The organism is Leptodesmis sp., from assembly GCF_052746595.1.
Map to the genome: position 1 here is coordinate 18,766 of NZ_JBRAGO010000028.1, position 25,565 is coordinate 44,330.

The window sequence follows — 25,565 nt, forward strand, 5'->3', positions numbered from 1 at the left end:
AGAGGGGTCATTCCGCACACAACCAAGGAGATAATGGAGATAAACCTTGCGGCTAACCTCAATTCTGACTACCTTTACATAAGAAAAATTGATCAGAATAGCGACAAGCCAGAAAGAGAAGAAACAGACTACAAAAGGGATTTCGGCAATTATTGTCTAGTCTTTGCCAAGAAACAGGTATGTCCGCTACAAAAGAGTAGTTTTTTCTTACCCATCACCTCATCACTCCCTCCACTCCCAACCCATTCACCCGACTCCCAATCCCTCAATCTCCATGCCTACCTACCCCGGAATTTCCAGTGAAGCCTTTAGACATCCCCTCGATCGCCAAGCCGAGCAGGCTTTACGCAGTGTCCCTGGGTTTGATCTGGTCGCTCGTAAGTTTGTTGAATTTCTCACCGAACGGCCTCAATATGTCTTTCAAATGGGCAACAGCATTCAGGTTGGCCCGCGTCAGTACGCCTCGGTATACCAAATTTTTCGAGACTGTTTGCGGGATCTGGATATCTACCCAGAACCGAATCTGTTTGTATCCCAAAGTCCGATTGTCAATGCATTTGCTCTTGGGCAAGAATTTCCTTTCATCTTGCTCAATTCGGCCTTACTGGATCTGGTGAATGAAGCTGAGCTACGCAGCGTCATAGCTCATGAATTGGGACATTTGAAGTGTGGGCACACGACACTGATTCAAATGGCGATCTGGTCAACTCAAGTCATTTCCGGGCTGGCTGAGCGAACTTTTGGCTTAAGTTTGCTGGTCAGCACCGGATTAGTAATGGCATTTTACGAATGGCTGCGGAAGGCGGAACTATCGGCTGATCGTGCGGCTTTACTGGTAATGGACGATTTATCGCCTGTTGTCAGCGGCATGATGCGGGTCGCGGGGGGAAGCTCGCGGTATGCTCATGAATTAAGTTTGGAGGAATTCATGCGGCAATCTGAGCGCTATCAGGCCCTGGACGAGGATGGACTCAATCAGGTGTATAAATTCATGTTGTATAATAACTCCTCTGCAGGAGTGTTCCTATCCCATCCCTTTACGGTGGAGCGAGTTCACTTTTTGCGGGAATGGGCCAAGTCCGAGGAATACCGTCAGATTCGTCAGGGAAATTATGTCCGTGCTCAAGCCCCAGGAGCAGTGGAGGTTCCCGCTCAGACATCAGAGGCTGCCCATGCCAATGCTTCCCAAGTCGAGGTAGATGAGTTACGTCGCCAAATTGATGCCTTGCAACAGGAAATCGATCGCATCAAAAAAGGCGGCTAGTACCACATAGCCGCCTAAATGTTCCTAACGCAGATACGAGTGAGAGTTAAAGCCTTGCGGGGTAACGCTTACCGCCTGATAGGGCAAGGCTCAAGGACAAAGCCGCCTGCGATAATTTTGAAGTCGTTATAGTCCCGGTCGTTACCGACGACTACAGGTGTGATCAGCCCTGTATCTTCCCAGTTGATAGGGTTTCCAGATTCCCCTGCTTCCAGGTTGCCAGAAAAGCGGGTATTGTTCAGGTTAGTTGAAACTAACTGAGTCCGAATCTTTTTGGTATAAGAATTGACGGAGTCCAGATAAAAGACATAAGGGGTGTTGGCATCAAATCTAAATTTGATCAACGGGCTGGCCTGTCTTTCTCCATTTACAATAGATCCCCCGGCCACCGTTCCTCTGTAGTCATCATAGATACGCTGACCACCGGGTTGTCTGGCTACGGCAGGCTGACCTGTCCAGGCATCAAAGGGTTTCGTTTCAACAAATAGGGGGGTCTTTTTACCCGTTTTGGTATTGATTACCCCAAAGGTAGATTGCAGAAACCCGTTGGTTTCAGTCACTTCAAATTCAATAATCGTATCCTCAGAAAACTGCACAGCATTATTGGTCAAGGCTTCCTGACCCTGAACTAAAACTGCCAGAATACTGCAGACCCCGATCGCCGACAATGAGGCAACAATCCCCGGATGAAACAGTTTGCTGACAGCAAGAATGGACTGATTAGATGGATTCATGATTGCGCGACTCCTACTTTCTGCTGCACCGATCAAATCGAATGACCAAAGCATGAATTACCAAACTCCCGAAAACTGAGCAGCCGATTCCTCATATTTTTTGACCTCGGCTCTGAGGGTGTCCGCTTCTGTCCGCAAGTTGTCCAGATCTACACAAGCCTGAGGATAGGGAACTCGCGGATCTCGTCGCAGATACTGACGCGGTGGCACGGTTGGGGCATTTTGCTCTGCTGCTGCGATCGCATCCAGACATTCCTTGTACTTTGCCTGAGAAGTCTGATTGAATTGCTCGATACGGGCAACCAACGCTGGATCAACTGGGACGGTGCGATCGAGAATAGGTGCGGTGCTATTCCAGATGTTTGTTCCCGTGATGTTGGAGTAACTGCGATTGTCTCCACGGGGGCCAGGGCCAGCCATAGCTGGTAAAGCCACTGCCACTCCCACTAATGCACCCAAACTAATCGCTAATTTTTGAGATAATGTTCAAGTCTTCATCGCATTACTCCTCCTTACTTCAGCGAAAACGACACACCTGCACCCATCACAAAACGCGGTGCGTATCCCGACCCCGTTACATCCCTGACGGCGGGAGTAATGACAAATGGAAAGTTTTTGAAAGGAGCGATCGACAGCCCTAATGCCAGATCTTGTCCCGTCCATTCTGCGATTAAACTAACAGGGCGAATCACCCGGAGTGCCATGTTGCCAAAGACATTGGTACCATTGCGGAACAGATCCCGATCTAGATTGGAACGGAATTGGCCATTGCCTACTCCAACTGTCACAGCAAGACGGCTAAAAGCTGCATCTAACGATTCAGCAAATCGGAAGACATAAGTACCAACGCCATAAATGGAGTGTTCAAAGTCGTTACGACCACCCAAGTTAGCGAAGCCATTCCAGCCGAAGGCGATCGACCCATCATTTCCAAGGCGGCGATGCAACTTCCCGCTAAATCCGCCCAGACCAAAACTGTCACCATCTACAAAGGTATAGCCCAGTTCAAGACCAACGTACTTCCTAGCATCCCCCAGGCCAACACCAATTCCACCTCCTCCGACCGAACCTGTGTCCTCACGTACTCCCGCCTGAAAGCCACCACTACCCCAGACAGACTAACCATCCAAGCCAAAGCCAACGGGAATGTAAATACTGAGTGCAGGTGAAGCCTCAGCCCGATGGGGCTGGGGAACTGTTAACGCAGGCAGCGGTTCTGGACGAGGGCAGGGGCCAGTTTGTTGAGTGCCAGCCTGAGCCACTTGATTTTGGGCCATAGCCACGGTATCCAGTTTCAAAGGGCACTGGGTAGAGGCGGATTGCATATCTACTGCAACGGCTCCTCCCAGCGAGACCGCAGGAGATTCAACCATCGGATTGACCTCTTTGAAACCTGACTGGGGAAATGAATAAGAAGATTCTGATTCAGAAACTGCAAGTTCTACAGGAGTAGCAGCCAACTCTACACGGCTGGGCAGTTGAGGTTCAGACGTAAATCCTGGCTCAGCAGGGACTTCTGGAACCACTGCGAAGCCAGATGGATCCCCAATCTAGGAAACCACATTGGCCGAATCCGCAGTCACAATCGCTGGCTCAGGCTGAGCAACTTGCTGCGAACTGGCGGCAGGATTGAAAACTTCACCGGCCTGAACTGCAGTAGCACTCAAAGAAAGTGCTGTCAAAGCAGTCATCGCAATGTTAGGGCAACGCATAGGCGACACTCCTAGTCACACCAAAATGGACTTAAAGTTGCTATCTCAAAAAGTGATTGCAATCTGGAAAAGTCAAGGTATCCTTCTTGAATCATACATGGTGAGCCATGCTTCAGGATTGCCAAGAAAGTTAATTTTTTCTAATGACATTATTTTTGAGCTTGATTGCATTCCTTTCCGACTGATCGCTTTGGGAAAGGGTAGGGCTTCAACGAACCAGGGATATCAGCTTATAACCAACTGATATCCCTGGCAGAGTAGCCTGGATGACCTCAGTCCCAAATTTCACAGGCCAGATTTCCCGCCCGTTGCGAGAAGCGTAGATTCTCTTGATAATCCACAGGACAATCAATCACCGCTGGCACGTCCTGTTCTAAGGCTTCTTTGAGAATCGGCATCAGATCCAGGCAGGATTCCACCCGATATCCCTTCAGACCCATACTCTCGGCGAATTTGACAAAGTCGGGATTGCCAAATTTGATGAAAGCAGATTCACCAAACTGATTGTGCTGTTTCCATTCGATCAGTCCGTAGCCCCCATCATTGAAAATCAGAGTGACAAAGGGAGTACCCACCCGCAGCGCCGTTTCCAGTTCCTGGCAGTTCATCATAAAACCACCATCCCCCGTTACAGCGACAACCCGATGTTCCGGATGTACCAACTTGGCCGCGATCGCCCCCGGAATGGCAATCCCCATGGCTGCAAAGCCGTTAGAGATAAGGCAGGTATTGGGACGCTCACAATGGTAATGGCGGGCCATCCACATTTTGTGTGCACCCACATCGGAAACAACAATGTCATCTGGCCCCATCACCTGCCGCAGATCGTAAATAATCTTCTGTGGCTTCACTGGGAAGGCGTCATCCTTGGAGTATTGCAGGTAATCCTTGAGAATCTCCGTCCGCAATTCCACCGCATAGGGGGTGGGCTTGCCGGTGCGATCGGCTCGTGCCAGGATTTCTTGCAAGGAATCAGAAATATCTCCTACGACTTCAACAACAGGGATATAGCTGCTATCCACTTCGGCAGAAGTCATGCTGATATGGATGATCGGAATATCGCCATTCGGGTTCCATTTCTTGGGAGAGTACTCGATCAGGTCATACCCGACACAAATCACCAGATCGGCACGATCGAAACTGCAACTAATATAGTCACGCTGTTGCAGTCCCACAGCCCAGAGCGCCAGCGGATGAGTATAGCGAATCACTCCTTTGCCCATAAATGTATTTGCCACCGGAATATTTAATTTAGTGGCAAAATCTGTCAGCATTTTTGAGGCATTGGCCCGAATCCCACCATTGCCAACCAGAATCAGGGGATGGTCAGCCTTCGAGATCAGTTCTGCAGCTTTCTCAATACTGGAAAAAGCGGCATAGACTTTCTCCTGAGAGTCTTTTTGCAACGGCTTACCCACGGCTGCCATTGCCGCAATATTCTCCGGCACGTCAATATGAACCGCTCCTGGTTTTTCCGTCTGTGCAATCTTAAACGCCTTCCGTACAATTTCTGGCGTATTACTGGGACGAACAATCTGGGCGTTCCATTTCGTCACAGGGGCAAACATAGCCACCAGATCAAGGTATTGGTGGGATTCAATATGCATGCGATCAGTTCCCACCTGACCGGTAATGGCAACCAACGGTGCCCGATCCAAATTTGCATCTGCTACGCCCGTCATTAAATTCGTCGCCCCCGGTCCTAAGGTCGAAAGACAAACCCCAGCTTTGCCCGTCAGCCGACCGTAGACATCGGCCATAAAGGCGGCTCCCTGTTCGTGGCGGGTGGTGATGAAGCGAATGTTGGAATACTTCAAGGCTTCCAGAACATGCAGGTTCTCTTCTCCTGGTAGCCCGAAAACGTATTCCACGCCTTCATTTTCAAGACATTGCACGAGCAATTCAGCAGTATTCATTTCACCCATGATCTACCCCCTTCACCACTGACGTAACAAAGCCAGTATTGTGTAATTGGCAATTTCTCAGACATAGATTGATGTCTCCACTTAAAAATCAGCAACGTCAATAGAGGATCCTCGATAGCACCTCAGAAGCTACGAGGAGGCAGACAGCAAAAGTCAGGCACTATCAACATTCTGGCTTATGGAGTAAAGCCCCTTGTAAAGATTCATTTATAAATCTATTGGCTTCATCAAGGCTTCAACAGTGATTCAGGTGCAGCGAGTGTGATGACTCTTCAAAAATTTCCCTCTATAAGTTCTATATTTTCAGGAGTTTTCCTACCTGTGACAAACTCTTTATATCTCTTCAGATATGCAGGCTACGGATAATGGCAAATGAAATTGTTACAGAACAGTACAAGGCCAGTATGCAGGCTGTAAGACAGAAGTAACACAAGGGCTGCAGGTAGATACCGCGATCGCCGTTCTACTGAAGATAGAAACCCACCTTTTCCATGGTAAGGGTTGACATCGAGCCGAAATGAAGTAGCATTCACTATGGCATGTCATACACTGACGCTTTACAATTTATTACAACTCTCAACAATTTTGTACATTCCGCGTTGAATGATCGGCGTAAACAGGGTGTATCTACCAGACCTGGCTATCACCGATTAAGGAGCGTCTATATGGTTCTGTACCCCTGTTGATGTTTACAGTATTGCCCTATGTCTATTGCTAATCTTCGAGAAACTCTCCGATACAGCATTACTCCCTGTGCCGATGGTGTTACTCTGAGTGTTTGGGAAACGACTCGTGGCTCTCATGCAAAAGACCAGCCCTTTCTCTTTAAGATTAATCATCGGCTTTCCTCGCAAGAGGATGCTCAAAGGCTCCTGGAACGCTATTTGCTCTACTTAAGTTCTCTACTTAAGTTAGGGATTGCTTACAAAAAACTTGTTAGGACTCGACAGAGGAAAAAGTCAGCGATAGAAGTTAGGCAGTCAGAAGTGACTCAAGCTTCTGACCTCCCGGATTCGGCTAACGTATAAATACAGATTTTAAAAAGTATCGGAACATACTAAAGTTTTTCTAAATGGTAGAATAACCCTGGGTTATCAGGAGCCAGCTACATCATGTCGTTTACGCTGACCTTAGATCAGACAAAAGCTCAAAAGGGATTGCGTATGGGTCGCATCCTGTTGGTTGAAGATGAAGAATTGATTCGAGAAACGATCGCCCTGGCATTGATGAATGAAGGCTACGACGTTGTAGCCGTTGAGGATGGTCGAGCGGCACTTGATTTGCTCCACCAAATGGACGAATCAGGAAACTATCGCGGCAAAAAACAGCCTCCATCTAGTCCTGCTTCTGAGCAACCAGGCTTTGACGTGATTATTTTGGATTTGATGCTGCCCTACGTCAATGGTCTGGATTTATGTCGTGTTATTCGACGAGAAGGCAACAACGTCCCTATTCTGATGCTGAGTGCTAAAGGCAGTGAGACCGATCGGGTAGTGGGCTTAGAAGTCGGTGCAGATGATTATTTAACGAAGCCCTTTGGGATGCGAGAGTTGATAGCTCGCTGTCGAGCCTTATTGCGTCGTCATCATCAATTTCAGGCAGAACCTGAGCAACCCCTGCTTAAATTTAATGACATTACCCTTTATCCTCAGGAGTGCCGGGTTGTGGTGCGGGGCGAAGAGGTTAATTTCTCTCCTAAAGAGTTTAAGATTCTGGAATTGTTCATGAGTTATCCGCGGCGGGTATGGTCACGGGAACAATTATTAGAGCGCATCTGGGGGCCAGATTTCATTGGAGACAGCAAAACAGTGGATGTGCACATTCGCTGGTTACGTGAAAAGTTAGAAACCGATCCCAGTAATCCGGAATATTTGGTTACAGTCAGAGGGTTTGGCTATCGCTTCGGTTAAGGTTTAGCGCTTACCTCTCAGTTTTTTCTTTGCATGGCTGCTGATTTTGCTCAACTGGCTCCCACACTTCAGGGTGGTTTAATTGTTTCCTGTCAAGCTCCTGTCGATTCACCGATGCATGAGCCGAGCGTGATTGCAGCGATCGCGCAGGCATCTATCAATCAGGGAGCGGTCGGCGTGCGGCTTGATACTCCTGCTCATGTGAAAGCGGTACGACAGCGCATATCGGCTCCCATTATTGGCCTCTGGAAACAGGTCATCCCTGGTTTTGAGGTATACATTACGCCCCGGTTTCACCATGCTGCCGCGATCGCCGCAGCCGGAGCTGACATTATTGCCATTGATGCCACACCACGCCGCCGTCCTGGGGAAGAAACTCTGGAGTCATTGATTGAGCAAATTCACAGTCAATTAGGGAAGCCAGTCATGGCAGATGTGGATACCTTGGAAAGTGCGATCGCTGCTGCCAAGGCCGGAGCCGATATGGTCGGTACCACCCTATTTGGTTACACCCCAAAAACTAACCACCTGACCCCTCCCGGGTTTGAACTGCTCACCCAATTAGTCCATAAACTGGATGCCTTCATCATCTGTGAAGGTGGCATTGCTTCCCCCGCGATGGCCCTCCACGCTCTTCAGTTGGGAGCCGATGCGGTAGTGGTGGGGACTGCCATTACAGGCATTGACCTACAGGTAAAAGCCTATTGTGCGGAACTGCGATCGGCAAACCATTAACGATTCCCGTTGCCAATCAGGAATCAAGGGGCTGGGTCAGCCAGGTCGGCTCACCTGCTTCATCGACTTTTGGATAAGCCGCTCGCCAGAGTTTTTCTGCGGTCTGATGTTGTAAATAAACCTCAAAGGGGACTTGCCGTTGAGTCAGAGTGTGTTTTGGCCGTTTGATGGTGAAGTCACAGGTGCCTCTCACCTGATAGGACGGTAGGTTTTGAATTTTGAGCGGGGTTTGCTGCGTGACTTTAACATGGCTGACCCGAATCCCGTCGGGGGCAACAGGAAGCCGCAATTGTTGACTTAATTCCTGTTGCGTCTGGCTCAGTTGCCACGCGATCGCCTGTTCTACCAATTCCGCCCGGAGTTCCGTTGCGGCTCCACTGCAAGCGGCTAACAGCCATGCCAATCCGATCGCCAAAATAACTCGTAGCATTCCCAGTTCCATCTCACGTCCCACTCTAATTATCGGGGATAGAGGGGGAGTGCAAATATTTTTTGGTACAAATACTCCCGGTTGGTAATTCCTGCGTATTCTGGTATGAAAGCGATGGCCTTCAATCTCAGAGACTGTTTGTAATCGTTGACAAACACTATCTAAAGTTCAGAACTGAACAGGATACGAGGAGCGGAGAAAATGCGTCTGGGTAAAGTCGTCAAATCGAATTCTCACTGTGACTACATTGTGCAGGTTGATGACGCGATGGACTTCGACAATCCACCGCAAGCGGATGATTATGGATTTGGGTCATTTGTGCGTTTGGAGAACAGCGATCGTCACTGGGCGGTCGGCCTGATTTACAACTCCCAACTGTTCAATCCCATGTTTCTAAATATGGGGCCACGCCTGTCCAGTGAACCGGATCCCGTTTTCACCCCGGATCTGATCACCGAAACTCGCACCCTCTTGTGGACAATTCTGATCGGCAATCTGGAACAGAACGGCGGAAAACCCTATGGCATTCATGGCATCCCTAAAGTCGTCGTACCTGTCAATACTCCTGTCTACCGGATGACTCAAGACGAAATTCACCGCTTTCATCTGAACTCGAACCAGCGCCCCCAATTCTGTTACTACAGCCATCTTCTCAAGTGTGGCGGCACTTTTGCCGTGCAACTCACCCAACAGGTGCTGACTGAATTAATTAACACTAATCTTTTCACTGGGACTGATCAGCGTGCCCTCAAGGTGCTGTGTAAGGAGTTGTCGTGGAAGAGTACGATGGGAGCGATGAGGTAGAGAAAATTCTAAGTTTTAAGTTCTAAGTTTTGGAATGTTCGTTGCTTATGCATAACTCAACACTTAAAACTTAAAACCTTTCAGAATCCTTTGACATCCTGGGTTTTCATGGGGCGAGGATAGGGTTTTAGCAGGTTTTGACCGTAGTAGATCTGGATAACTTCGACGATCGCCCCGCCGCGCTGGATGGGTATTTCTCCGATTTTTTGCATGGTTGCAAAATAGGTTTGATAAGGGGCCGTGTCGGCAAGTCGGGTGGAGGTGAGGTATAGTCCGTTTTTGCTAACCCATTGTTCAGCCGTAGACCAGTAGGCAAAGCCCCGCAAGTCTTCCGTAAAGCTGGTGAGCGGGGGCGGATTTAAGGGAGCCAGGGCCATACTCACCTGGCCGGCTAAAAAGATTTCACTGGTAAAGACAAAATCGGCCTGCTTCAGTGCCCTGGTGAGAACTGGCGAATCAATAAATCCCTGACGGATCTGATGAATGTCCAGCAGTTGCACAGAGGCATCGGATTGGGCAGGCAGAAAGCCGCCAAACCAGGCAAAGCGACTGGACTTCTGCAGCGTTCCCAAGGAGAGATGGAGCAGCGCCACCAGTAACAATGTGACGATCACCAGTCCCGATCCCCAGAGCCAGCGTCGTACTCCTTTTGGCGATCGCTGTTGCCACACGACTGCTCGATCGCCCAACAACAGGGTTGCTCCCCAAAATCCCGGCATCGGCCAGGTTGGCAGGATAGCCCGATAGCCTCCCATGAGAGTGAAAATCAGCATCAGGGGCAGAGAAAGCCAGAGAAGGAAGGTGATTTTGGATTTTGGATTTTGGATTTTGGATGGGGAAAACTCCTTTGTCCTTTGCCCATGACCCATGACCCATGACCCATTGCGCTTCCCGACTCTCCCACTTCCTACCGCCCAAGCCGCCTTCCCACTTACCCACCACAAGGGAAAGCCAAAGGTCGGAAATAAATAGGCGATTCCCAGGAGAAAGACTCCTAGGAGTTCCAACAAACTGTAGCCCCGCTCAGGTACGGCACGACCGGATTGGTAACGAAAGGAAATCCAATCATGCTGGCTGTTCCAGATGACGATGGGGGCGATCGCCAGCAGAAATAATCCCACTGCTCCCAGCATCCAGGGTGACACCAGTGCTCTGCGATGAGCGGAACTGGTGAGGCAAAAGCCGACCAGACCAAATCCCAGCGCCAGACCGTGGTACTTACTCAGGCAGGCCAGTCCCACCAGCAGACCCATCACGGTAAGACGATAGGTGGGCTGGTAATCCGAATCGGGAAAGAATTCTGTGGCGGCAGCGTAAAGAGTCGCTGACCAGAAGAACATGAGGGGACTGTCTGGCAGGGTTAATACGCCGAAGCCGATCGTGAAGATGGGAATGAGAGAGGCGATCGCCAGGGTCAATAAGGCGGCCTGTTTGGAAAATAGTCGGGCACTGGTCAGGTACAGAAACAGTAATGCTCCGGTATACAGCAGCAGAGTCCCAAGGCGGATGGTGAAGGGGAAGACAGTTCCCGTAAGCCAGGGGCCAAAACCTGTCGACAGGGCAACCATCAGGGGATGATCAAAGTAGCTCCAATCCAGATGCTGGGTATAGAGATAGTAGTACGCTTCATCAAAACCCGCAGGCAACCAAATAGCAATCAAACTGCGGAGCAGTAAGCCCCCGGCCAGCCACGCTATGACGCTGCTCAATTCTCGCGGTGACCACCCGTTTTTCCCCGTATAATGCCCGTTTACCACACTTGCCTCTGCCAGAATTTGCTAGTTAACGCTATCAGCTTTTGGATGGGTGGCCGTGATCTGGAGTTTAGACTAATTGGGAAAGAAAAGCAGCAAATCAGAACGCTTAATGGACACTGCATGAACATAGCGCGTTTCACCAGTCTGGCCCGTTGGATTTGGTCAACAGCCTCTCACAAATTTCTAACCATAAGGTTCCTGTAACCGGGAAAACTCGGTATGCTGGGATTTAATATAGGTTCACATTTCTCTCATAATATTCGCAATCGCGCTTAACTGCCGTGCAAGAAGACTTTCGATTAATTCTTGATTTAGTAACGGTATTAGGGGCTGCTGCAATCGGGGGGCTACTGGCGGCTCTCCTGCGGCAGCCTATCTTACTGGGATACTTGATTGCCGGAATGGTGGTGGGGCCAACCGGCTTGGGGCTGATTAAAGAGTTAGTACAGGTGGAAACCCTGGCCCAGTTTGGGGTGGCTTTCCTTTTATTTGCTCTTGGCGTAGAATTTTCATTTACAGAACTGAATAAGGTTAAAGGCATTAGTTTGGGGGGAGGTGGCCTGCAAATAGCCCTGACTATCATGGTGACGGCTGTGGTGTCGGTGGGGATGGGATGGGTGACCTCTCCGGCTCAAGGGGTGTTTCTGGGCGCGATTTTGTCTCTGTCCTCCACGGCAGTCGTGCTGAAGTCGTTGATGGAGCGGAACGAGACGGGGACTCCCCACGGTCAGGTATTGCTGGGCATCCTGGTGGTACAAGACCTGGCACTGGGCCTCATGCTGGCGGTTCTCCCGGCGCTCGATCAACCACCGGAAGCAATCGGTATAGCCGTGGGATGGGCCTTGCTACGAACTGGAGCGTTTGCCCTAGGAGCGGTGGCGGCTGGCATCTGGATCATTCCCCGGTTGCTGCGAGTCCTGGCCCGGACTGAAAGCCGGGAGTTGTTTCTGCTCTGCATTGTGGCGCTGTGTCTGGGGATTGCCCTGCTAACGGAACAACTGGGACTGTCCATTGAGATGGGAGCCTTTGTCGCGGGTCTGATGATTTCCGAGGTGGAGTATTCCGATCAGACCCTCACCTATGTGGAACCGTTGCGGGATATCTTTGCCTCCCTGTTTTTTGCGGCGATCGGGATGTTGATTGACCCCCTGTTTCTCTGGAATAACCTGGAACTGATCCTGGGCCTGGTAACGCTGGTCTTTATCGGGAAGTTTTTGATCGTCATGCCGCTGGTCAGACTGTTTGGTTATCCCTTGAAAACAGCCGTGATTGCTGGGTTAGGGCTGGCGCAAATTGGCGAATTCTCGTTTGTCCTGGCGAGTGAGGGGCAGACACTAGGATTGGTGTCGCGGCGGGTTTATCTGCTGATTCTGGGAACAACAGCGGTGACTCTGGTGGTAACTCCCTTTGTCATGCGGTTGATTCCCCAACTGTTTATCTGGGCGGAGGCTGTACCCTGGTTGAAGTCCTGGCTGGAGGGGAGCAACCTGCCGCTGGAAGTCTCGGAGAATCTGCCCCTGGAACAGCATGTGGTGATTTCTGGCTATGGAAAAATTGGCCGCAACATTGTGCGGATGTTGACGGAGCATGGCTATTCCGTGCTGGTGATTGATCAGTCGGAACAGCGCATCCAGGAATTGCGAGAGGCAGAAATTCCTTACATCTATGGCAATGCCGCCAGTCTGCATGTGCTGGAAAAGGCAGGCATGATGACGGCTAAGGGGATGGCGATCGCGCTTCCTGATCCTATGAGTACTCGCCTGTGCCTGAAACGCGCTCTGGAACTGAGTCCCGATCTGGATATTGTGGTACGGGCTAATAAGGATAAGGATATTGAACTGCTGTATCAGTTGGGTGCAAAGGAAGTCGTACAACCGGAGTTTGAGGCCAGCCTGGAACTGTCCTCTCACCTGATGACTGGCTTGGGGTTGCCCTTACCTGTCATTCAGCGAGAAGTGCAGCAGATCCGCAACTCGCACTATCAGGATTTGCGATCGGAGCGTCCGTCTTACCAGATCTCACGAGAATTGAAGCAAGCGGCTCAGGATATGGGCAATAAGTGGTATGCCTTACCAGACAGTTCGCCGTTGATTGGGATGACGCTGGAGGAAACCAACCTGCGCCGCTTAACGGGAGTCAGCTTGATGGCGATTCAGCGCAACAACGGCGAGGAAATGGATTATCCTGATGCCAAAACCATCTTGCACAAAGGCGATCGCCTGCTGATCGTTGGCCAACCAGAAGAACTCGCGGCCCTCGATGATCTGGCTAAAGGGAAAGCTGCGATTCCCACCGAAAACGCCTCCTGCCAGTGGTTACTGGTGCCAGACCATAGCCATGTTGTGGGCAAAACCCTTTCTGAACTGCATATTCGCCGGCAATTTGGCGTACTGATCCAGGCCATCCGGCGGGAAGGAAAATTTATCAACTTCCCAGATGGCAACAGTGATTTGCAGGCGGGCGATCGCTTGCTCCTCTGTGGCAATCTCTATGCCCTGAACCAGGCCAGCCGCTGGATTGCTCCTGCTTCTCAAACCGGAACCGTAGTCCCGTTTCCAGTTACGAGCGTCAGCCTGAATGAAACCATTGCGGATTCTTAAGAGATTGGCTAGGCTGATCGCCCTCCCATAGGAACGTTTCCAAGAAACGTCTCTACCCTATGCGGATGATTCTTATAATCTGGGCTTGATATACACGATCGCCTGCCGCCAGACGATCGTCGCCTGATCATACTGGTCGATTAAGGCAATACAATAGTTGTCTTGCCAGCGGATCTTGCCCGATAGCAAATCTCCAGTGACTAACTTGAATTCAACTTCTTGTTTTTCCCGGATCAGATTTTGAATCTGGCGAATACTGGGAAGCTCGGTTTCTAGTTCTGCCGCCATCGTTATGCCCCCTATAAAGAGAACGTCCTCAAACGTTATATCTTATCCCTTGTCGTCCCTTCTCTCTCTTTAGACATTTATAGGTATCTATGGGAATTGAGTTTACGAAATATCATGGTTTGGGCAATGATTTCATCTTGATAGACAATCGCGGCTCGACTGAACCCTGTTTGACGGCTGAGGAAGCGGTGCGCTGGTGCGATCGCCATTTCGGGATTGGGGCCGATGGAGTTATCTTTGCCCTACCTGGACAGGACGGCACCGACTATACTATGCGAATCTTCAATAGCGATGGCTCGGAACCGGAGATGTGTGGCAATGGCATTCGCTGTCTGGCCCGCTTTATTGCTGACCTGGAAGGCATAGAGCCAAATACTTCTGTAACCTATCGGATTCGTACCCTGGCTGGGGTGATGCTGCCCCGGCTAGAACCTGATGGACTGGTTACGGTGGATATGGGAGAACCCCGCCTCTTAGCCGCCGAAATTCCCACGACCTTGAGCCAGCCCAATGAGAAGGTGATTAATCAGCCCCTGGAAGTGGCCGGACAGTCCTGGTCAGTTACCTGTGTCAGCATGGGTAATCCTCATTGCATTACTTTTGTTGAGGATGTAGTGGCTATTCCTCTAGCAGCGATCGGCCCACAGTTTGAATGCCACTCGGCGTTTCCCAAAAAAACGAACACAGAATTCATTCAGGTCGTCCGTCCCGATTACTTGAAAATGCGGGTTTGGGAACGGGGAGCGGGCATTACCCTGGCTTGCGGTACGGGAGCCTGTGCTTCTCTGGTAGCGGCAGTATTAACGGGTCAGAGCGATCGGCGGGCAACGGTTGAACTTCCCGGTGGCCCCTTGCAAATTGAATGGTCAGCCAGCAATCATCACCTGTATATGACTGGCCCTGTCGAAAAGGTATTTACCGGAAGGTGTTAAAAAAATCCCGCCATATTCGTAGATGGGTAAAGGGATAACCCATGCCCATCACATAGATTTTAATAACCGCTTCAAGGGACTGAGAGTTAATGGAGGAGACCGATCGCGCCCCATCTGAGTCACAATAAGAGTGCTGAAGTCGAAAGGATGGGGTTGTTGTGAATTTTCAATCCGTTATTGCCACTTTGCACCAGTTCTGGAGCGATCGGGGTTGTTTAATTGTTCAGCCTTACGACACGGAGAAAGGGGCAGGTACGAAAAGTCCCCATACATTTTTGCGAGCACTGGGGCCGGAACCCTGGTCTGTGGCTTATGTGGAACCCTGCCGCCGACCAGGAGATGGACGTTATGGCGAGAATCCCAACCGGGTGCAGCATTATTACCAATATCAGGTGTTAATCAAACCGTCACCCAATAACATTCAGGACATTTATTTGGACTCGTTAAGAGCATTGGGCATTCAGCCAGAAGATCACGATGTCCGGTTTGTGGAAGACAACTGGGAAGATGCCGCTGTGGGAGCCTGGGGAGTCGGTTGGGAAGTCTGGTTGGATGGCATGGAAGTCACCCAGTTTACCTACTTCCAGCAGTGTGGCGGGTTAGATTGCCGTCCGGTTTCGATCGAAATTACCTATGGGCTGGAACGTTTGACCATGTATCTGCAAGGAGTCAATTCCATTTTTGACATCCAGTGGAATGATACTTTGACCTACGGGGATGTGCATCTCCAGGGCGAAATCGAATGCTCCAAATACAACTTTGAAGCCTCTAATCCGGAGTTACTGTTTACCTTATTTCAGCTTTATGAGCAGGAAGCCAAAGAACTGATGGATAAGGAATTGGTGCTGCCTGCCTTTGATCATGTGCTGAAGTGTTCTCATACCTTTAACCTACTGGATGCGCGGGGAGTCATTTCAGTGACAGAGCGGACTCGTTACATTGGTCGTATTCGCAATATGGCGCGGCAAGTGGCTCAACTGTATTTGAAGCAGCGTGAGGAATTGGGCTTTCCCTTGTTGCAAGCTGAACAGGTGAAAGCGGCTTAAGAACACGTTATACCAGTTCAAATCATTGCTAAGACATACGCAGCCTCGTAGAAATGTTCTAGCGGAACGTCTCTACGGGATCTGCCGCCATCGCAATTTAATTCGTTATCCCTAAAAAACTATCCAAAGCTAGACAGAACAGGAATATCAGAGACTGAGCAAGGTTGTAATGGATGTCTGCCGCTAGATTGTATTCGTCGTCCTCGACCAGAACAGAGCGTTGGCATAAAATCTGACTCTCAAATCCTTTCAAACATCCTCTAATTCTTTTAGACTTCTCCAAAGGTCGGCAACTTGTCCTAAGCTTCTACCTTTACGCCTTTCCAGAAGGCAATGTAGCCTTTGATGTTTTTAGCCGCATCTTTGGGATTGGGGTAGTACCAGGCTGCATCTTTATTTATCTGACCGTCTACTTCGATCGTGTAGTAACTAGCGATCCCTTTCCAGGGACAGGTGGTGTGAGTACTGCTCTCCTTGAAGTATTGAGCATTAATGGCATCAGGCGGAAAATACTGATTGCCTTCTACCACTTCACAGCGATCGCTTGCGGCCAGCACGGCACCATTCCAAATTGCTCTCGGCATAACAAAAGAGATTCATGCAACTTCAAGAAAAGCCTAACGAACAGTGGCCTCATCCGACAATAGACAAAATCAATTCTGTCTATCAAAAAACTTCTCCATCCAGAACATAATTAGGCTGAAAATCAGGCTAAATCCCTAAAATGGGTTTAAGAACTCCGGGAGCGATCGCCATGAGCCGCACGAATTACTCGATGTCAGAGCGGGAACGGGAAAATTTGAGCCGTCTGGTAGACTACAGCAGCGTGCAATCTTTACCAGAGATTTGGGCGATCGCAGCACAGCGCTTTGGCAATGTCACAGCTCTCCACGCGCCCCATCTCAAACCACCTGTCAAGCTGACGTACAACCAGTTGTATGAGTCCATCAAACAGTTTGCGGCTGGTTTGCAAGCACTGGGAATGCAGGCAGGAGAGCACATGTGTCTGTTTTCCGATAACAGCCCCCGCTGGTTGATCGCTGATCAGGGAATGATGATGGCTGGCGTGGTGAATGCCGTTCGCAGTTCTCAGGCCGACAAAGACGAACTGCACTTCTTGTTAGAAAATAGCGGTTCTACAGCCGTAGCCCTGGAAGACCTGGCAACCCTGGAAAAACAACGCCACTCGCTAGATAATCTGTCCCTCAAATTCGCTGTTCTGTTAACTGATGAACCTCCACCCGATGATCTGGGATTGAAGGTACTGAATTTTTCGCAAGTCATGGAATTGGGAGCAGGTCGGCCACTACAACCTGTCAACCAGAATCGGGATTCCCTGGCCACGCTCATTTACACCTCCGGAACAACCGGAAAACCCAAGGGAGCAATGCTGAGTCATGGCAATCTCCTGCATCAGGTGGAAACGCTGGGAACTGTCGTACAACCCGCTTCCGGCCTAATCAATTCCCCTGCTCATCAGGAAACCCGGATTCTCAGTATTCTCCCCACTTGGCACGCCTATGAGCGTAGTATTGAGTATTTCTTGATGTCTCAGGGTTGCACGCAGATCTATACCAGCATCCGCACCATTAAAAAAGATTTGAAGGACTTCAAACCCAACTATATGATCAGCGTGCCGCGCATCTGGGAGTCGGTCTATGAAAGTATTCAGAAGCAATTCCGAGAGCAGCCAGAAAGCAAGCAGAAGCTGATCAATTTTTTTCTGGAGAAAAGCCTGAACTACATCAAAGCACGTCGGCTTTGGCAGAACCTGGATTTACTGCACCAAAATCCCTCACCTTTAGAACAAGTCGCTGCTGGATTGCAGATGGCAGCCCTTTACCCCATCCATGCCCTGGGAGAAAAGATGGTGTACTCCAAAGTGCGGGAAGCCGCTACAGGCGGACAATTTCAGCAGGCAATTAGTGGGGGTGGCTTCCTGGCTCGGCACCTGGACGACTTTTTTGAGATCGTTGGAATTGAAGTCCTAGTGGGCTATGGTCTGACTGAAACCTCTCCCGTTACCAATGCTCGTCGTCCCTGGCGCAATCTGCGAGGCTCTGCTGGACAACCCATTCCCGGTACCGAAATCCGAATTGTTGATCCTGAAACTCGCAAACCCTTACCTGTCGGACAGCGGGGACTCGTCCTGATTCGAGGGCCACAGGTGATGCAGGGCTATTACCAGAATCCGGAGGCGACCCGCAAGGCGATCGACCCCGATGGCTGGTTTGATAGTGGTGATTTAGGCTGGGTCACGGAGCAAAACGATCTGGTACTTACCGGTCGAGCCAAAGACACGATCGTCCTCACCAATGGCGAAAATATTGAACCCCAGCCGATCGAAGATGCCTGCCTGCGCAGCACATATATTGATCAGATCATGCTTGTAGGACAGGATCAAAAGAGCCTCGGTGCCTTGATTGTGCCAAATCTGGAAGCTCTGGAAAAATGGGCAATCGGGCAGGGGTATGTTCTGCAGTTACCGAAAGCTGCACAAGAAAGGGTAGAAGGCGGACGGCCAAAGAAAGGCGGGCAAGATGGGGAGGGTGAGGAAGCTGGAGAAGGCAAGGAGAAACAAATCAACGTTCAAAGTTCTCCCCCAACCTCCCTATCTCCTTCATCTTCTCCATCGCTGACCCCCATCACCCTCGACAGTAAAGTAATTCAAGATCTGTTCCGCAAAGAACTCAACCGGGAAGTACAGGATCGACCTGGTTACAAGATTGACGATCGCATTGGGCCATTCCGCTTACTTCTGGAACCCTTTTCAGTAGAAAACGGCTTGCTGACCCAGACCTTAAAAATTCGTCGAAACGTTGTGATGGATCGCTACCAGGGTATGATTAACGAGATGTTTGAGTGAAGTGGTTATGGATGTTTCCCCATCTCATTTGCTCCTAAAACGTGCTGTTAATGTCAAGGCGATCGTTACGCCTCGCTGGAAAGAAGAAGCCCAACAGCAACTGCAAGCCCAAATCAACCAGGTAGACAGTCAGCTGCAGGAGCTAGAAATGCAAGCTCAGCGGATGATTTCTGAGTTGCAGAAGCAGGGCCTGGACGGTGGGCAGCAGGTTGAAAGCTTACGGGTTCAGGTCAATCAGAAGAAGAGTGAGTTGCTAGAGCAAAAGAATCAAATCTTGCAACAACTGCAACAGGTACAGGTGCTGGAGTTAGACCAGGAAGTCAACCAGGGGCAGATTGACAGCACCTTTCGGGTAGAGGTCGGCGATAACCTGATTGCCAAAATGCAGGTCGAAATTCTCCTGCGAGATGGCATTATCGAGGAAATTCGCGGCACCGTTTAAACGGGTCTGGTTTAACGTAGATCTAGTATCTGCTCCACTTCTGGCAGTTCCCTAACCCCCTGCTAATCTAACTATTCTCGTTCTCCGAGCCATTCGTTCTATTAACCGTTTGAACTGGAATTTGCCCCATGATTAATGAAATTTTCATGCCTGCCCTCAGTTCCACCATGACGGAGGGAAAAATTGTTTCCTGGCTCAAGGCACCAGGTGACAAGGTGGAAAAGGGTGAAACCGTGGTGGTAGTCGAGTCTGATAAAGCAGACATGGATGTGGAGTCCTTTTATGCGGGCTACCTGGCGACGATCATAGTTCCAGCAGGCGAAACTGCCCCTGTCGGAGCAGCGATCGCCCTGATTGCAGAAACTGAAGCAGAAATTACCACGGCCCAACAACAGGGAACGACTCAACCGAAAGCCGCCAGTGTTTCCTCCGCTAAAGAAGCGGCTTCCTCCTCGGCAAAGGTTGCTGTAGAAGCTCCCGTGATTACATCTGATAATGGGGCTGGATCAAAGAATGGTCGGATTATCGCGTCTCCCCGTGCCCGGAAACTGGCTAAAGACTTAAAAGTAGACCTGGCTACCTTGAGAGGTAGTGGGCCTCACGGTCGGATTGTGGCCGAGGATGTGGAAGCGGCAGCAGGTAAAATTGCTACTCCTGCCCCAACTCCCGCAGTTCCCCCAACTCCCACCGCTCCTGCGATCGCCACCGCTACCCAACCGCTGCGACCCACTCCTCTGGCTTCGGTTGCGGCTGTTGCTGGACAGCAAGTTCCATTAACTACCCTGCAGAATGCGGTTGTGCGGAACATGCTGACCAGCCTGGAAGCTCCCACCTATCATGTCGGCTACACGATTACAACCGACAATCTGGATGCTTTGTACAAACAAATTAAGTCCAAAGGTGTGACAATGACGGTGCTGTTGGCAAAGGCCGTAGCTGTTACTCTGCAGAAGCATCCCCTGTTGAATGCCAGTTATGTGAACCAGAGCATCAATTATCCCGCGTCCATCAATGTAGCTCTGGCCGTGGCGATGGAAGATGGCGGACTTATTACTCCTGTATTGCAGAATGCAGATAAGCAGGATATTTATACCCTGTCGCGAACCTGGAAGGATCTGGTCGATCGCGCCAGAACTAAACAGCTACAACCAGAGGAGTACAGCACGGGAACCTTTACGGTATCGAATCTGGGCATGTTTGGAGTCGATCGCTTTGAGGCCATTCTTCCCCCCGGAACTGGCGCAATTCTGGCTATTGGAGCCTCTCTCCCTGCTGTGGTAGCTAACGAAGATGGCATGTTGGGCGTGAAGCGACAAATGAAAGTGAACATTACCTGCGATCACCGGATCATTTACGGTGCCCATGCCGCTGCTTTCCTCAAGGATCTGGCTCAGTTAATTGAAACCAACCCGCAGTCCCTCACGTTGTAACAAACGCATGACTGACTTCCCGACAACATTAGATGACGCGATCGCTCAAGCCCGCACAGCAACTCAGGCGGCTATAGCAGCCGGATATACACGGCTACAGGTGGAACTGGCCATCCCTGAACTGAAACCGATGGAACCGGCTTTTCAGTATCTTCCAGCACTGGCCGATTATGGTTTTGGTTTAAAGATCTTTTTTACGGATGCTGGAGCCGCTGCTTTAGCCAGACGCGACTGGGGTGAGCTTCCTCACCCTATTCAAAGCATTGACATTGCGGGTTCCCGACAAACCAACCTGGTAGAAGAATTGATTCAGCCGGAGGATCAAATCTTTCTGTTTGTGGCTCCGTCTTCAGTAGAAGTGAATTTAGTTGAGCAGATGTGCAATGCAGCAGGCGATCGCCCGGTCATCTTATTCAATCCTCGCCTGGAAGATGTTGGCACCGTTGGCATTGGCTATGCAGCCCGGAAATTACGGGAGCGTTTCCTCAACACGATCGAGCCGTGTTACTACATCAAACCTTTAGAAGGTGCGGCCTTGTTGCGCTCTTATCCCTCCCCCTGGCAAGTTTGGCTGGAAACCAGCGAAGGTTATCAACTCTGTGCCGAAGAACCTTTAAAGCCCAACGCAGAACAATTAGATCAAATTTTCAGTAAGGCTTTGGGAGCAGACCAGACTCCCCGAAGAGGATTCCTTTCAGAACTTCAACGAATCCTGAAAGCACTAGGACAATAAAGTGGCGACATTGCTATTGGTCATCCAAACCTTGTGAAATATATGATCCTAAGGATGTTTTAAAGTCGCCCTAGCGACTGAAGTCGCAGCTATCCGGAGAAAACCTGCCGACGCAGGTTACTGAAAACCTTGATTTTTTGAGTCTGCATCGGCAGACTTTGTGAGTGTAGTCGTGGTTTTAACCGCCGGATACTTTCAAACTTTCAAACGCCCTTCAACAAGGTATAGAAGTTTGTCTAGAAAATTGAAAAAATTTATAACAACAAAATATTGTCAGAAGTCCTAAAAAGTTTACATATCTTAATTAAGTTGGGTAACATAGTCGTTAGGTAAATGTTCACATGAGCTTTCACCTGACGTTGGCTTAGTCTGTCAAGGGAACCTTCGGGGTTTATGAAATGCCGCTGTCACTCTCCAATTACCAAACAGAGCACCTCAGTGACTACCCCAACTAGTTCAGTGATTCATCGCAAGCGCGTCTGGTTCGTTCCAGTCCTCCACTTGGGATAGGGTTCCTTAACGGATTAAGCGTTGGTTGCTTTTGGTTGTGAGCCAGCATCCTCAACGCCCATATCCTCCACGACCCTTGTGTAACTTCTTAAAATGAGTACGCATTTCCCCTGGTTAACGACCATTACTCTGCTGCCCCTGGTAGCTTCTCTCCTGATTCCAGTACTCCCCGACAAGTACGGAAAAACAATTCGCTACTATGCACTCTCCGTTGGTCTGATTGATTTCGCCCTGATTATCTATGCATTCTGGCGGGGCTATGATTTTACGAATTCTGGATTTCAGTTATCCGAATCTTACGCCTGGCTGCCTCAACTGGGCCTGAATTGGTCTTTGGCCGTGGATGGGATTTCCATGCCTCTAGTGGTACTGGCCGGATTGGTAACGACCCTCTCCATGATGGCGGCCTGGAATGTGAAGCAGAAGTCCCGCCTCTTCTACTTTCTGATGCTGGCCATGTACAGTGCTCAGATTGGGGTCTTTTGCGCCCAAGATATGCTCCTTTTCTTCCTGATGTGGGAGTTAGAGTTAATTCCCGTCTATGTGCTGATCTCCATTTGGGGTGGACAGAAACGCCTGTATGCAGCCACCAAGTTTATTCTTTATACAGCAGTTGGTTCAATCTTCATTCTGATGGCGGGGCTGGCAATGGCCTTCTACGGCGGTAATGTCACCTTCGATATGCAGCAGTTAGGCTTAAAGGATTACTCCCTGCCCTTCGAATTGCTGATTTATGCAGCCTTGCTGATTGCTTATGGTGTGAAACTGCCGATGTTTCCCCTCCATACCTGGTTGCCTGATGCTCACGGTGAAGCCTCTGCGCCAGTCTCCATGATCCTGGCTGGGGTGCTGCTCAAGCTGGGTGGGTACGCACTGATTCGCATGAATCTAGAGATGCTGCCCCATGCCCATGTGTATTTTGCTCCTGTGCTGGTAATTCTCGGAATTGTCAATATCATCTACGGGGCACTGGTTTCCTTCGCGCAACAGAACTTGAAGCGGCGATTGGCTTACTCTTCCATTTCCCACATGGGCTTTGTGCTGCTAGGGATTGCCTCTTACACCGAAGTGGGTTTGAGCGGAGCCGTGTTGCAAATGCTGTCTCATGGTCTGATTGCGGCTGCACTGTTCTATCTGGCGGGTGTCACCTACGATCGCACCCACACCTTGATGATGGACAAAATGGGTGGCTTGGCAAAAACCATGCCTACCGTATTTGCCCTGTTCACGATCGGTTCGATGGCCTCCCTTGCCCTCCCCGGTATGAGCGGATTTGCCAGCGAATTGATGGTGTTCCTGGGCATGGCTTCCAGTGATTCCTATACCTCCACCTTCAAAGTGGTTGTCGTGTTGCTGTCTGCCGTGGGCGTAATTCTCACTCCCATCTACCTGCTCTCTATGTTGCGGGAAGTGTTTTACGGTAAGGAAAATCTAGAGCTGGCTACCAGTGGCGATCTCTGGGATGCCAAGCCACGCGAGGTTTTTATTACTGCCTGTCTGCTGGTGCCTGTGATTGCGATCGGGGTCTATCCTAAACTGCTGACTCAAACGTATGATGTCAAGACGGTTGAAGTTGCTACTAACGCTCGTCATGCTGTTTCCATGATCGCTCAACAACCCATCCAACTGTTTTCCCAGCTCTCGGTGGCTCCTCAACTTCCCAGACCGGTTGCAACTGAAGTACTGGGAATTGTGAAGTAGCCTTCTCGTGCGATCGTTAACCAAATACCCGGCAACTCTGGACATCCGAATTGGGTGTCCAGATTCTTATTTGAGAGTGATTTGGAGTCTGACGATACTCCTATGGATAACGAAGATCAGAATTTACTGCCCAACCTGCTGCTGTTTTCTCTGGCGTTGCTGTGGGCAGAGCGGACGGCCTGGTATTTTGGGGTAGATATGGCGAGGAAAATGGTATTCCACCCCTTTGAGATCTATCGATTGGAGGGTGAAGTCTATTACCAGCGTAGAAATTTGCGATCGCTCCAGTATAGTGAAGGCTGGATGATAACTTGGAGTGTCAGCATGAAAGTGGTTCTGTCTGCCTTAATTGCGCCGATCGCTGTAATGATGCTTCCCCTGGCAGTTCTGGCAGAGGTGAAAACTCAGGTCGTAGAGTACAAACATGGCAGTATCGTGCTGGAAGGCTATCTGGCTTATGATGATGCGGTGCAGGGGAAACGCCCCGGTGTGCTGGTGGTACATGAGTGGACGGGGTTGGGCGACTATGTAAAACGACGGGCGGAACAGTTAGCCAAGTTGGGTTATGTGGCATTTGCGATCGATATGTACGGCAAAGGCATTCGTCCCACCAATCCTAAAGACGCAGCGACTCAGGCTACCATTTACCGTTCCAATCGTCCCCTGATGCGCGATCGGGCAAACGCTGGGTTGGCTATATTGCAACAAAATTCATTAACAGACCCAAATCGAATTGCGGCGATCGGCTACTGTTTCGGTGGCGGCACTGTTCTAGAACTGGCTCGTAGTGGTGCTCCGGTGGTTGGTGTCGTCAGCTTTCATGGCAACCTGGATACGCCCAATCCAGCAGATGCCAAGAATATCAAGGGAAAGGTTTTGGTACTGCATGGAGCCAGCGATCCTTATGTTCCTCCTGCTCAGGTACAGGCATTTGAAAAAGAGATGACGAATGCGGGAGTGGACTGGCAACTGATTTCCTATGGGGGGGTAGTGCATAGCTTCACCAATCCGGACGCAGGCAACGATCCATCCAAAGGAGCGGCCTATGATGCTGCAGCAGATAAGCGATCGTTTGCCGCGATGCGACAGTTCTTTGCGGAGATTTTTGGCCGATCGCCCCAGCCTCAAATTCGCACTTCTGATGGGTCGGTGCATGATCAAGGGGGTGGAAGACGGGTAGTGCTTAAAAGAGTAGCGTCTGCAAAGTTTCTAATCCAAAAGTGATGCGTTACATGGCGCTAACACATCCTATATAAGAACTTTTGGGTGTTAAATGGTGGAGCTTTAATGGCTTCTGTTTTCAACTTTTTGTATGAGTTGTTCAGCCATTTCAATCGCCATTAAAATCAAATCCTGTTCCTGCTGGCCGTTAGAGCGTTCATCACTGACACTGGGATAGACGTGAGGATTGGCTAACAGTCCAGCTAAGATTTGTGTAGCCAGTTGTTGCAGATCACTTTGAGTAGAGTCCATACCGACCACCTCTCCATTTATACACCAACGATCGCAAACAGAATAAACAGGGCAACCACAAACGTAGCTACTAATAGTGTCATGGCATCTGTCTGAGTCTCTGAACCCGCTGATTCCGTTTTCAGGATTTTGTGCCTATACCGACAATTCAGACACTCCCACTCGCCATTTTTCTTTAGCACAAGGTCACACTGTTTGCATTTAGGGCAGTCTGCAATGTCATGAGACATAATTAGCCCTCCCGTGGAAATCCTTAAGCTGCCTTCTAGTTAA

25 protein-coding genes are annotated in these 25,565 nt (G+C 49.9%); 13 read left to right on the top strand and 12 right to left on the bottom strand.

Annotated features, from left to right (window positions below; translation table 11 throughout):
• Positions 1 to 274: 274 nt before the first annotated feature.
• Positions 275 to 1,264 (top strand): M48 family metallopeptidase, encoded by a 990-nt coding sequence (locus ACUVQO_RS08395; protein WP_445925435.1) that lies wholly within the window; start codon positions 275 to 277, stop codon positions 1,262 to 1,264.
• A 68-nt stretch (positions 1,265 to 1,332) separates the two neighbouring features.
• Here ACUVQO_RS08395 and ACUVQO_RS08400 read toward each other — a convergent pair whose 3' ends face one another.
• The 6 genes from ACUVQO_RS08400 to ACUVQO_RS08425 form a co-directional block, all read right to left on the bottom strand.
• Positions 1,333 to 1,998 carry a hypothetical protein gene (locus ACUVQO_RS08400; protein WP_445925436.1) on the bottom strand — a complete coding sequence of 222 codons (666 nt, stop codon included), beginning with the start codon at positions 1,996 to 1,998 and terminating at the stop codon, positions 1,333 to 1,335.
• A 57-nt stretch (positions 1,999 to 2,055) separates the two neighbouring features.
• Positions 2,056 to 2,433: a hypothetical protein gene (locus ACUVQO_RS08405; protein WP_445925437.1), complete on the bottom strand. Its 378-nt coding sequence runs from the start codon at positions 2,431 to 2,433 to the stop codon at positions 2,056 to 2,058.
• A 77-nt stretch (positions 2,434 to 2,510) separates the two neighbouring features.
• Complete coding sequence (locus tag ACUVQO_RS08410; protein WP_445925438.1) at positions 2,511 to 2,945, bottom strand: hypothetical protein; 435 nt, start codon at positions 2,943 to 2,945, stop codon at positions 2,511 to 2,513.
• A 171-nt stretch (positions 2,946 to 3,116) separates the two neighbouring features.
• Positions 3,117 to 3,371, bottom strand: a complete 255-nt coding sequence (locus ACUVQO_RS08415; RefSeq protein WP_445925439.1) for a hypothetical protein — start codon at positions 3,369 to 3,371, stop codon at positions 3,117 to 3,119.
• 177 nt (positions 3,372 to 3,548) lie between these two features.
• The gene (locus tag ACUVQO_RS08420; RefSeq protein WP_445925440.1) at positions 3,549 to 3,710 is read right to left on the bottom strand and encodes a hypothetical protein; all 162 of its coding nucleotides are present in this window, start codon (positions 3,708 to 3,710) and stop codon (positions 3,549 to 3,551) included.
• Positions 3,711 to 3,982: 272 nt separating this feature from the next.
• Entirely contained in the window at positions 3,983 to 5,635 is a 1,653-nt protein-coding gene (locus ACUVQO_RS08425) for an acetolactate synthase large subunit (RefSeq protein WP_445925441.1), read from the bottom strand.
• Between the two features lie 1,112 nt (positions 5,636 to 6,747).
• On the opposite strand from ACUVQO_RS08425, the gene ACUVQO_RS08430 reads away from it, so the two are divergent.
• On the top strand, positions 6,748 to 7,545 hold the full coding sequence (locus ACUVQO_RS08430) for a response regulator transcription factor (protein ID WP_445925442.1): 798 nt from the start codon (positions 6,748 to 6,750) through the stop codon (positions 7,543 to 7,545).
• Between the two features lie 33 nt (positions 7,546 to 7,578).
• Entirely contained in the window at positions 7,579 to 8,280 is a 702-nt protein-coding gene (locus tag ACUVQO_RS08435) for an N-acetylmannosamine-6-phosphate 2-epimerase (RefSeq protein WP_445925443.1), read from the top strand.
• A gap of 16 nt (positions 8,281 to 8,296) precedes the next feature.
• On the opposite strand, the gene ACUVQO_RS08440 is transcribed toward ACUVQO_RS08435, so the two are convergent.
• On the bottom strand, positions 8,297 to 8,710 hold the full coding sequence (locus ACUVQO_RS08440) for a hypothetical protein (RefSeq protein WP_445925444.1): 414 nt from the start codon (positions 8,708 to 8,710) through the stop codon (positions 8,297 to 8,299).
• Positions 8,711 to 8,911: 201 nt separating this feature from the next.
• Here ACUVQO_RS08440 and ACUVQO_RS08445 point away from each other — a divergent pair, with 201 nt between their 5' ends.
• Entirely contained in the window at positions 8,912 to 9,514 is a 603-nt protein-coding gene (locus tag ACUVQO_RS08445; RefSeq protein WP_445925445.1) for a hypothetical protein, read from the top strand.
• An 80-nt stretch (positions 9,515 to 9,594) separates the two neighbouring features.
• Here the strand turns inward: ACUVQO_RS08445 and ACUVQO_RS08450 are convergent, their stop codons facing one another.
• Complete coding sequence (locus ACUVQO_RS08450; protein ID WP_445925446.1) at positions 9,595 to 11,271, bottom strand: ArnT family glycosyltransferase; 1,677 nt, start codon at positions 11,269 to 11,271, stop codon at positions 9,595 to 9,597.
• Between the two features lie 281 nt (positions 11,272 to 11,552).
• On the opposite strand from ACUVQO_RS08450, the gene ACUVQO_RS08455 reads away from it, so the two are divergent.
• Positions 11,553 to 13,871: a cation:proton antiporter domain-containing protein gene (locus ACUVQO_RS08455; RefSeq protein ID WP_445925447.1), complete on the top strand. Its 2,319-nt coding sequence runs from the start codon at positions 11,553 to 11,555 to the stop codon at positions 13,869 to 13,871.
• A gap of 72 nt (positions 13,872 to 13,943) precedes the next feature.
• Here the strand turns inward: ACUVQO_RS08455 and ACUVQO_RS08460 are convergent, their stop codons facing one another.
• Positions 13,944 to 14,159, bottom strand: a complete 216-nt coding sequence (locus ACUVQO_RS08460; protein ID WP_445925448.1) for an Hfq-related RNA-binding protein — start codon at positions 14,157 to 14,159, stop codon at positions 13,944 to 13,946.
• A gap of 89 nt (positions 14,160 to 14,248) precedes the next feature.
• Here ACUVQO_RS08460 and dapF point away from each other — a divergent pair, with 89 nt between their 5' ends.
• Positions 14,249 to 15,091: a diaminopimelate epimerase gene (gene dapF, locus ACUVQO_RS08465; RefSeq protein ID WP_445925449.1), complete on the top strand. Its 843-nt coding sequence runs from the start codon at positions 14,249 to 14,251 to the stop codon at positions 15,089 to 15,091.
• 158 nt (positions 15,092 to 15,249) lie between these two features.
• On the top strand, positions 15,250 to 16,137 hold the full coding sequence (glyQ, locus tag ACUVQO_RS08470) for a glycine--tRNA ligase subunit alpha (RefSeq protein ID WP_445925450.1): 888 nt from the start codon (positions 15,250 to 15,252) through the stop codon (positions 16,135 to 16,137).
• Between the two features lie 299 nt (positions 16,138 to 16,436).
• Here the strand turns inward: glyQ and ACUVQO_RS08475 are convergent, their stop codons facing one another.
• Entirely contained in the window at positions 16,437 to 16,721 is a 285-nt protein-coding gene (locus ACUVQO_RS08475; protein WP_445925451.1) for a DUF427 domain-containing protein, read from the bottom strand.
• Positions 16,722 to 16,861: 140 nt separating this feature from the next.
• Here ACUVQO_RS08475 and ACUVQO_RS08480 point away from each other — a divergent pair, with 140 nt between their 5' ends.
• The 6 genes from ACUVQO_RS08480 (at position 16,862) to ACUVQO_RS08505 (ending at position 25,043) form a co-directional block, all read left to right on the top strand.
• Positions 16,862 to 19,003 (top strand): AMP-binding protein, encoded by a 2,142-nt coding sequence (locus tag ACUVQO_RS08480; RefSeq protein ID WP_445925452.1) that lies wholly within the window; start codon positions 16,862 to 16,864, stop codon positions 19,001 to 19,003.
• 7 nt (positions 19,004 to 19,010) lie between these two features.
• Entirely contained in the window at positions 19,011 to 19,445 is a 435-nt protein-coding gene (locus ACUVQO_RS08485; protein ID WP_233746711.1) for a YlqD family protein, read from the top strand.
• Between the two features lie 128 nt (positions 19,446 to 19,573).
• Positions 19,574 to 20,875, top strand: coding sequence for a dihydrolipoamide acetyltransferase family protein (locus ACUVQO_RS08490; protein ID WP_445925453.1), 1,302 nt, complete (start codon positions 19,574 to 19,576; stop codon positions 20,873 to 20,875).
• Between the two features lie 7 nt (positions 20,876 to 20,882).
• Positions 20,883 to 21,608 (top strand): DUF1995 family protein, encoded by a 726-nt coding sequence (locus ACUVQO_RS08495; RefSeq protein ID WP_445925454.1) that lies wholly within the window; start codon positions 20,883 to 20,885, stop codon positions 21,606 to 21,608.
• A gap of 603 nt (positions 21,609 to 22,211) precedes the next feature.
• A complete protein-coding gene (locus ACUVQO_RS08500; RefSeq protein ID WP_445925455.1) occupies positions 22,212 to 23,819 on the top strand; it encodes an NAD(P)H-quinone oxidoreductase subunit 4 in 1,608 nt (535 codons plus the stop codon).
• A gap of 102 nt (positions 23,820 to 23,921) precedes the next feature.
• Complete coding sequence (locus ACUVQO_RS08505; protein ID WP_445925456.1) at positions 23,922 to 25,043, top strand: dienelactone hydrolase family protein; 1,122 nt, start codon at positions 23,922 to 23,924, stop codon at positions 25,041 to 25,043.
• A 60-nt stretch (positions 25,044 to 25,103) separates the two neighbouring features.
• Here the strand turns inward: ACUVQO_RS08505 and ACUVQO_RS08510 are convergent, their stop codons facing one another.
• Both ACUVQO_RS08510 and ACUVQO_RS08515 read right to left on the bottom strand, forming a co-directional pair.
• Positions 25,104 to 25,292, bottom strand: a complete 189-nt coding sequence (locus ACUVQO_RS08510) for a hypothetical protein (RefSeq protein ID WP_445925457.1) — start codon at positions 25,290 to 25,292, stop codon at positions 25,104 to 25,106.
• Between the two features lie 17 nt (positions 25,293 to 25,309).
• Entirely contained in the window at positions 25,310 to 25,522 is a 213-nt protein-coding gene (locus ACUVQO_RS08515; protein WP_445925458.1) for a hypothetical protein, read from the bottom strand.
• Positions 25,523 to 25,565 lie beyond the last annotated feature (43 nt).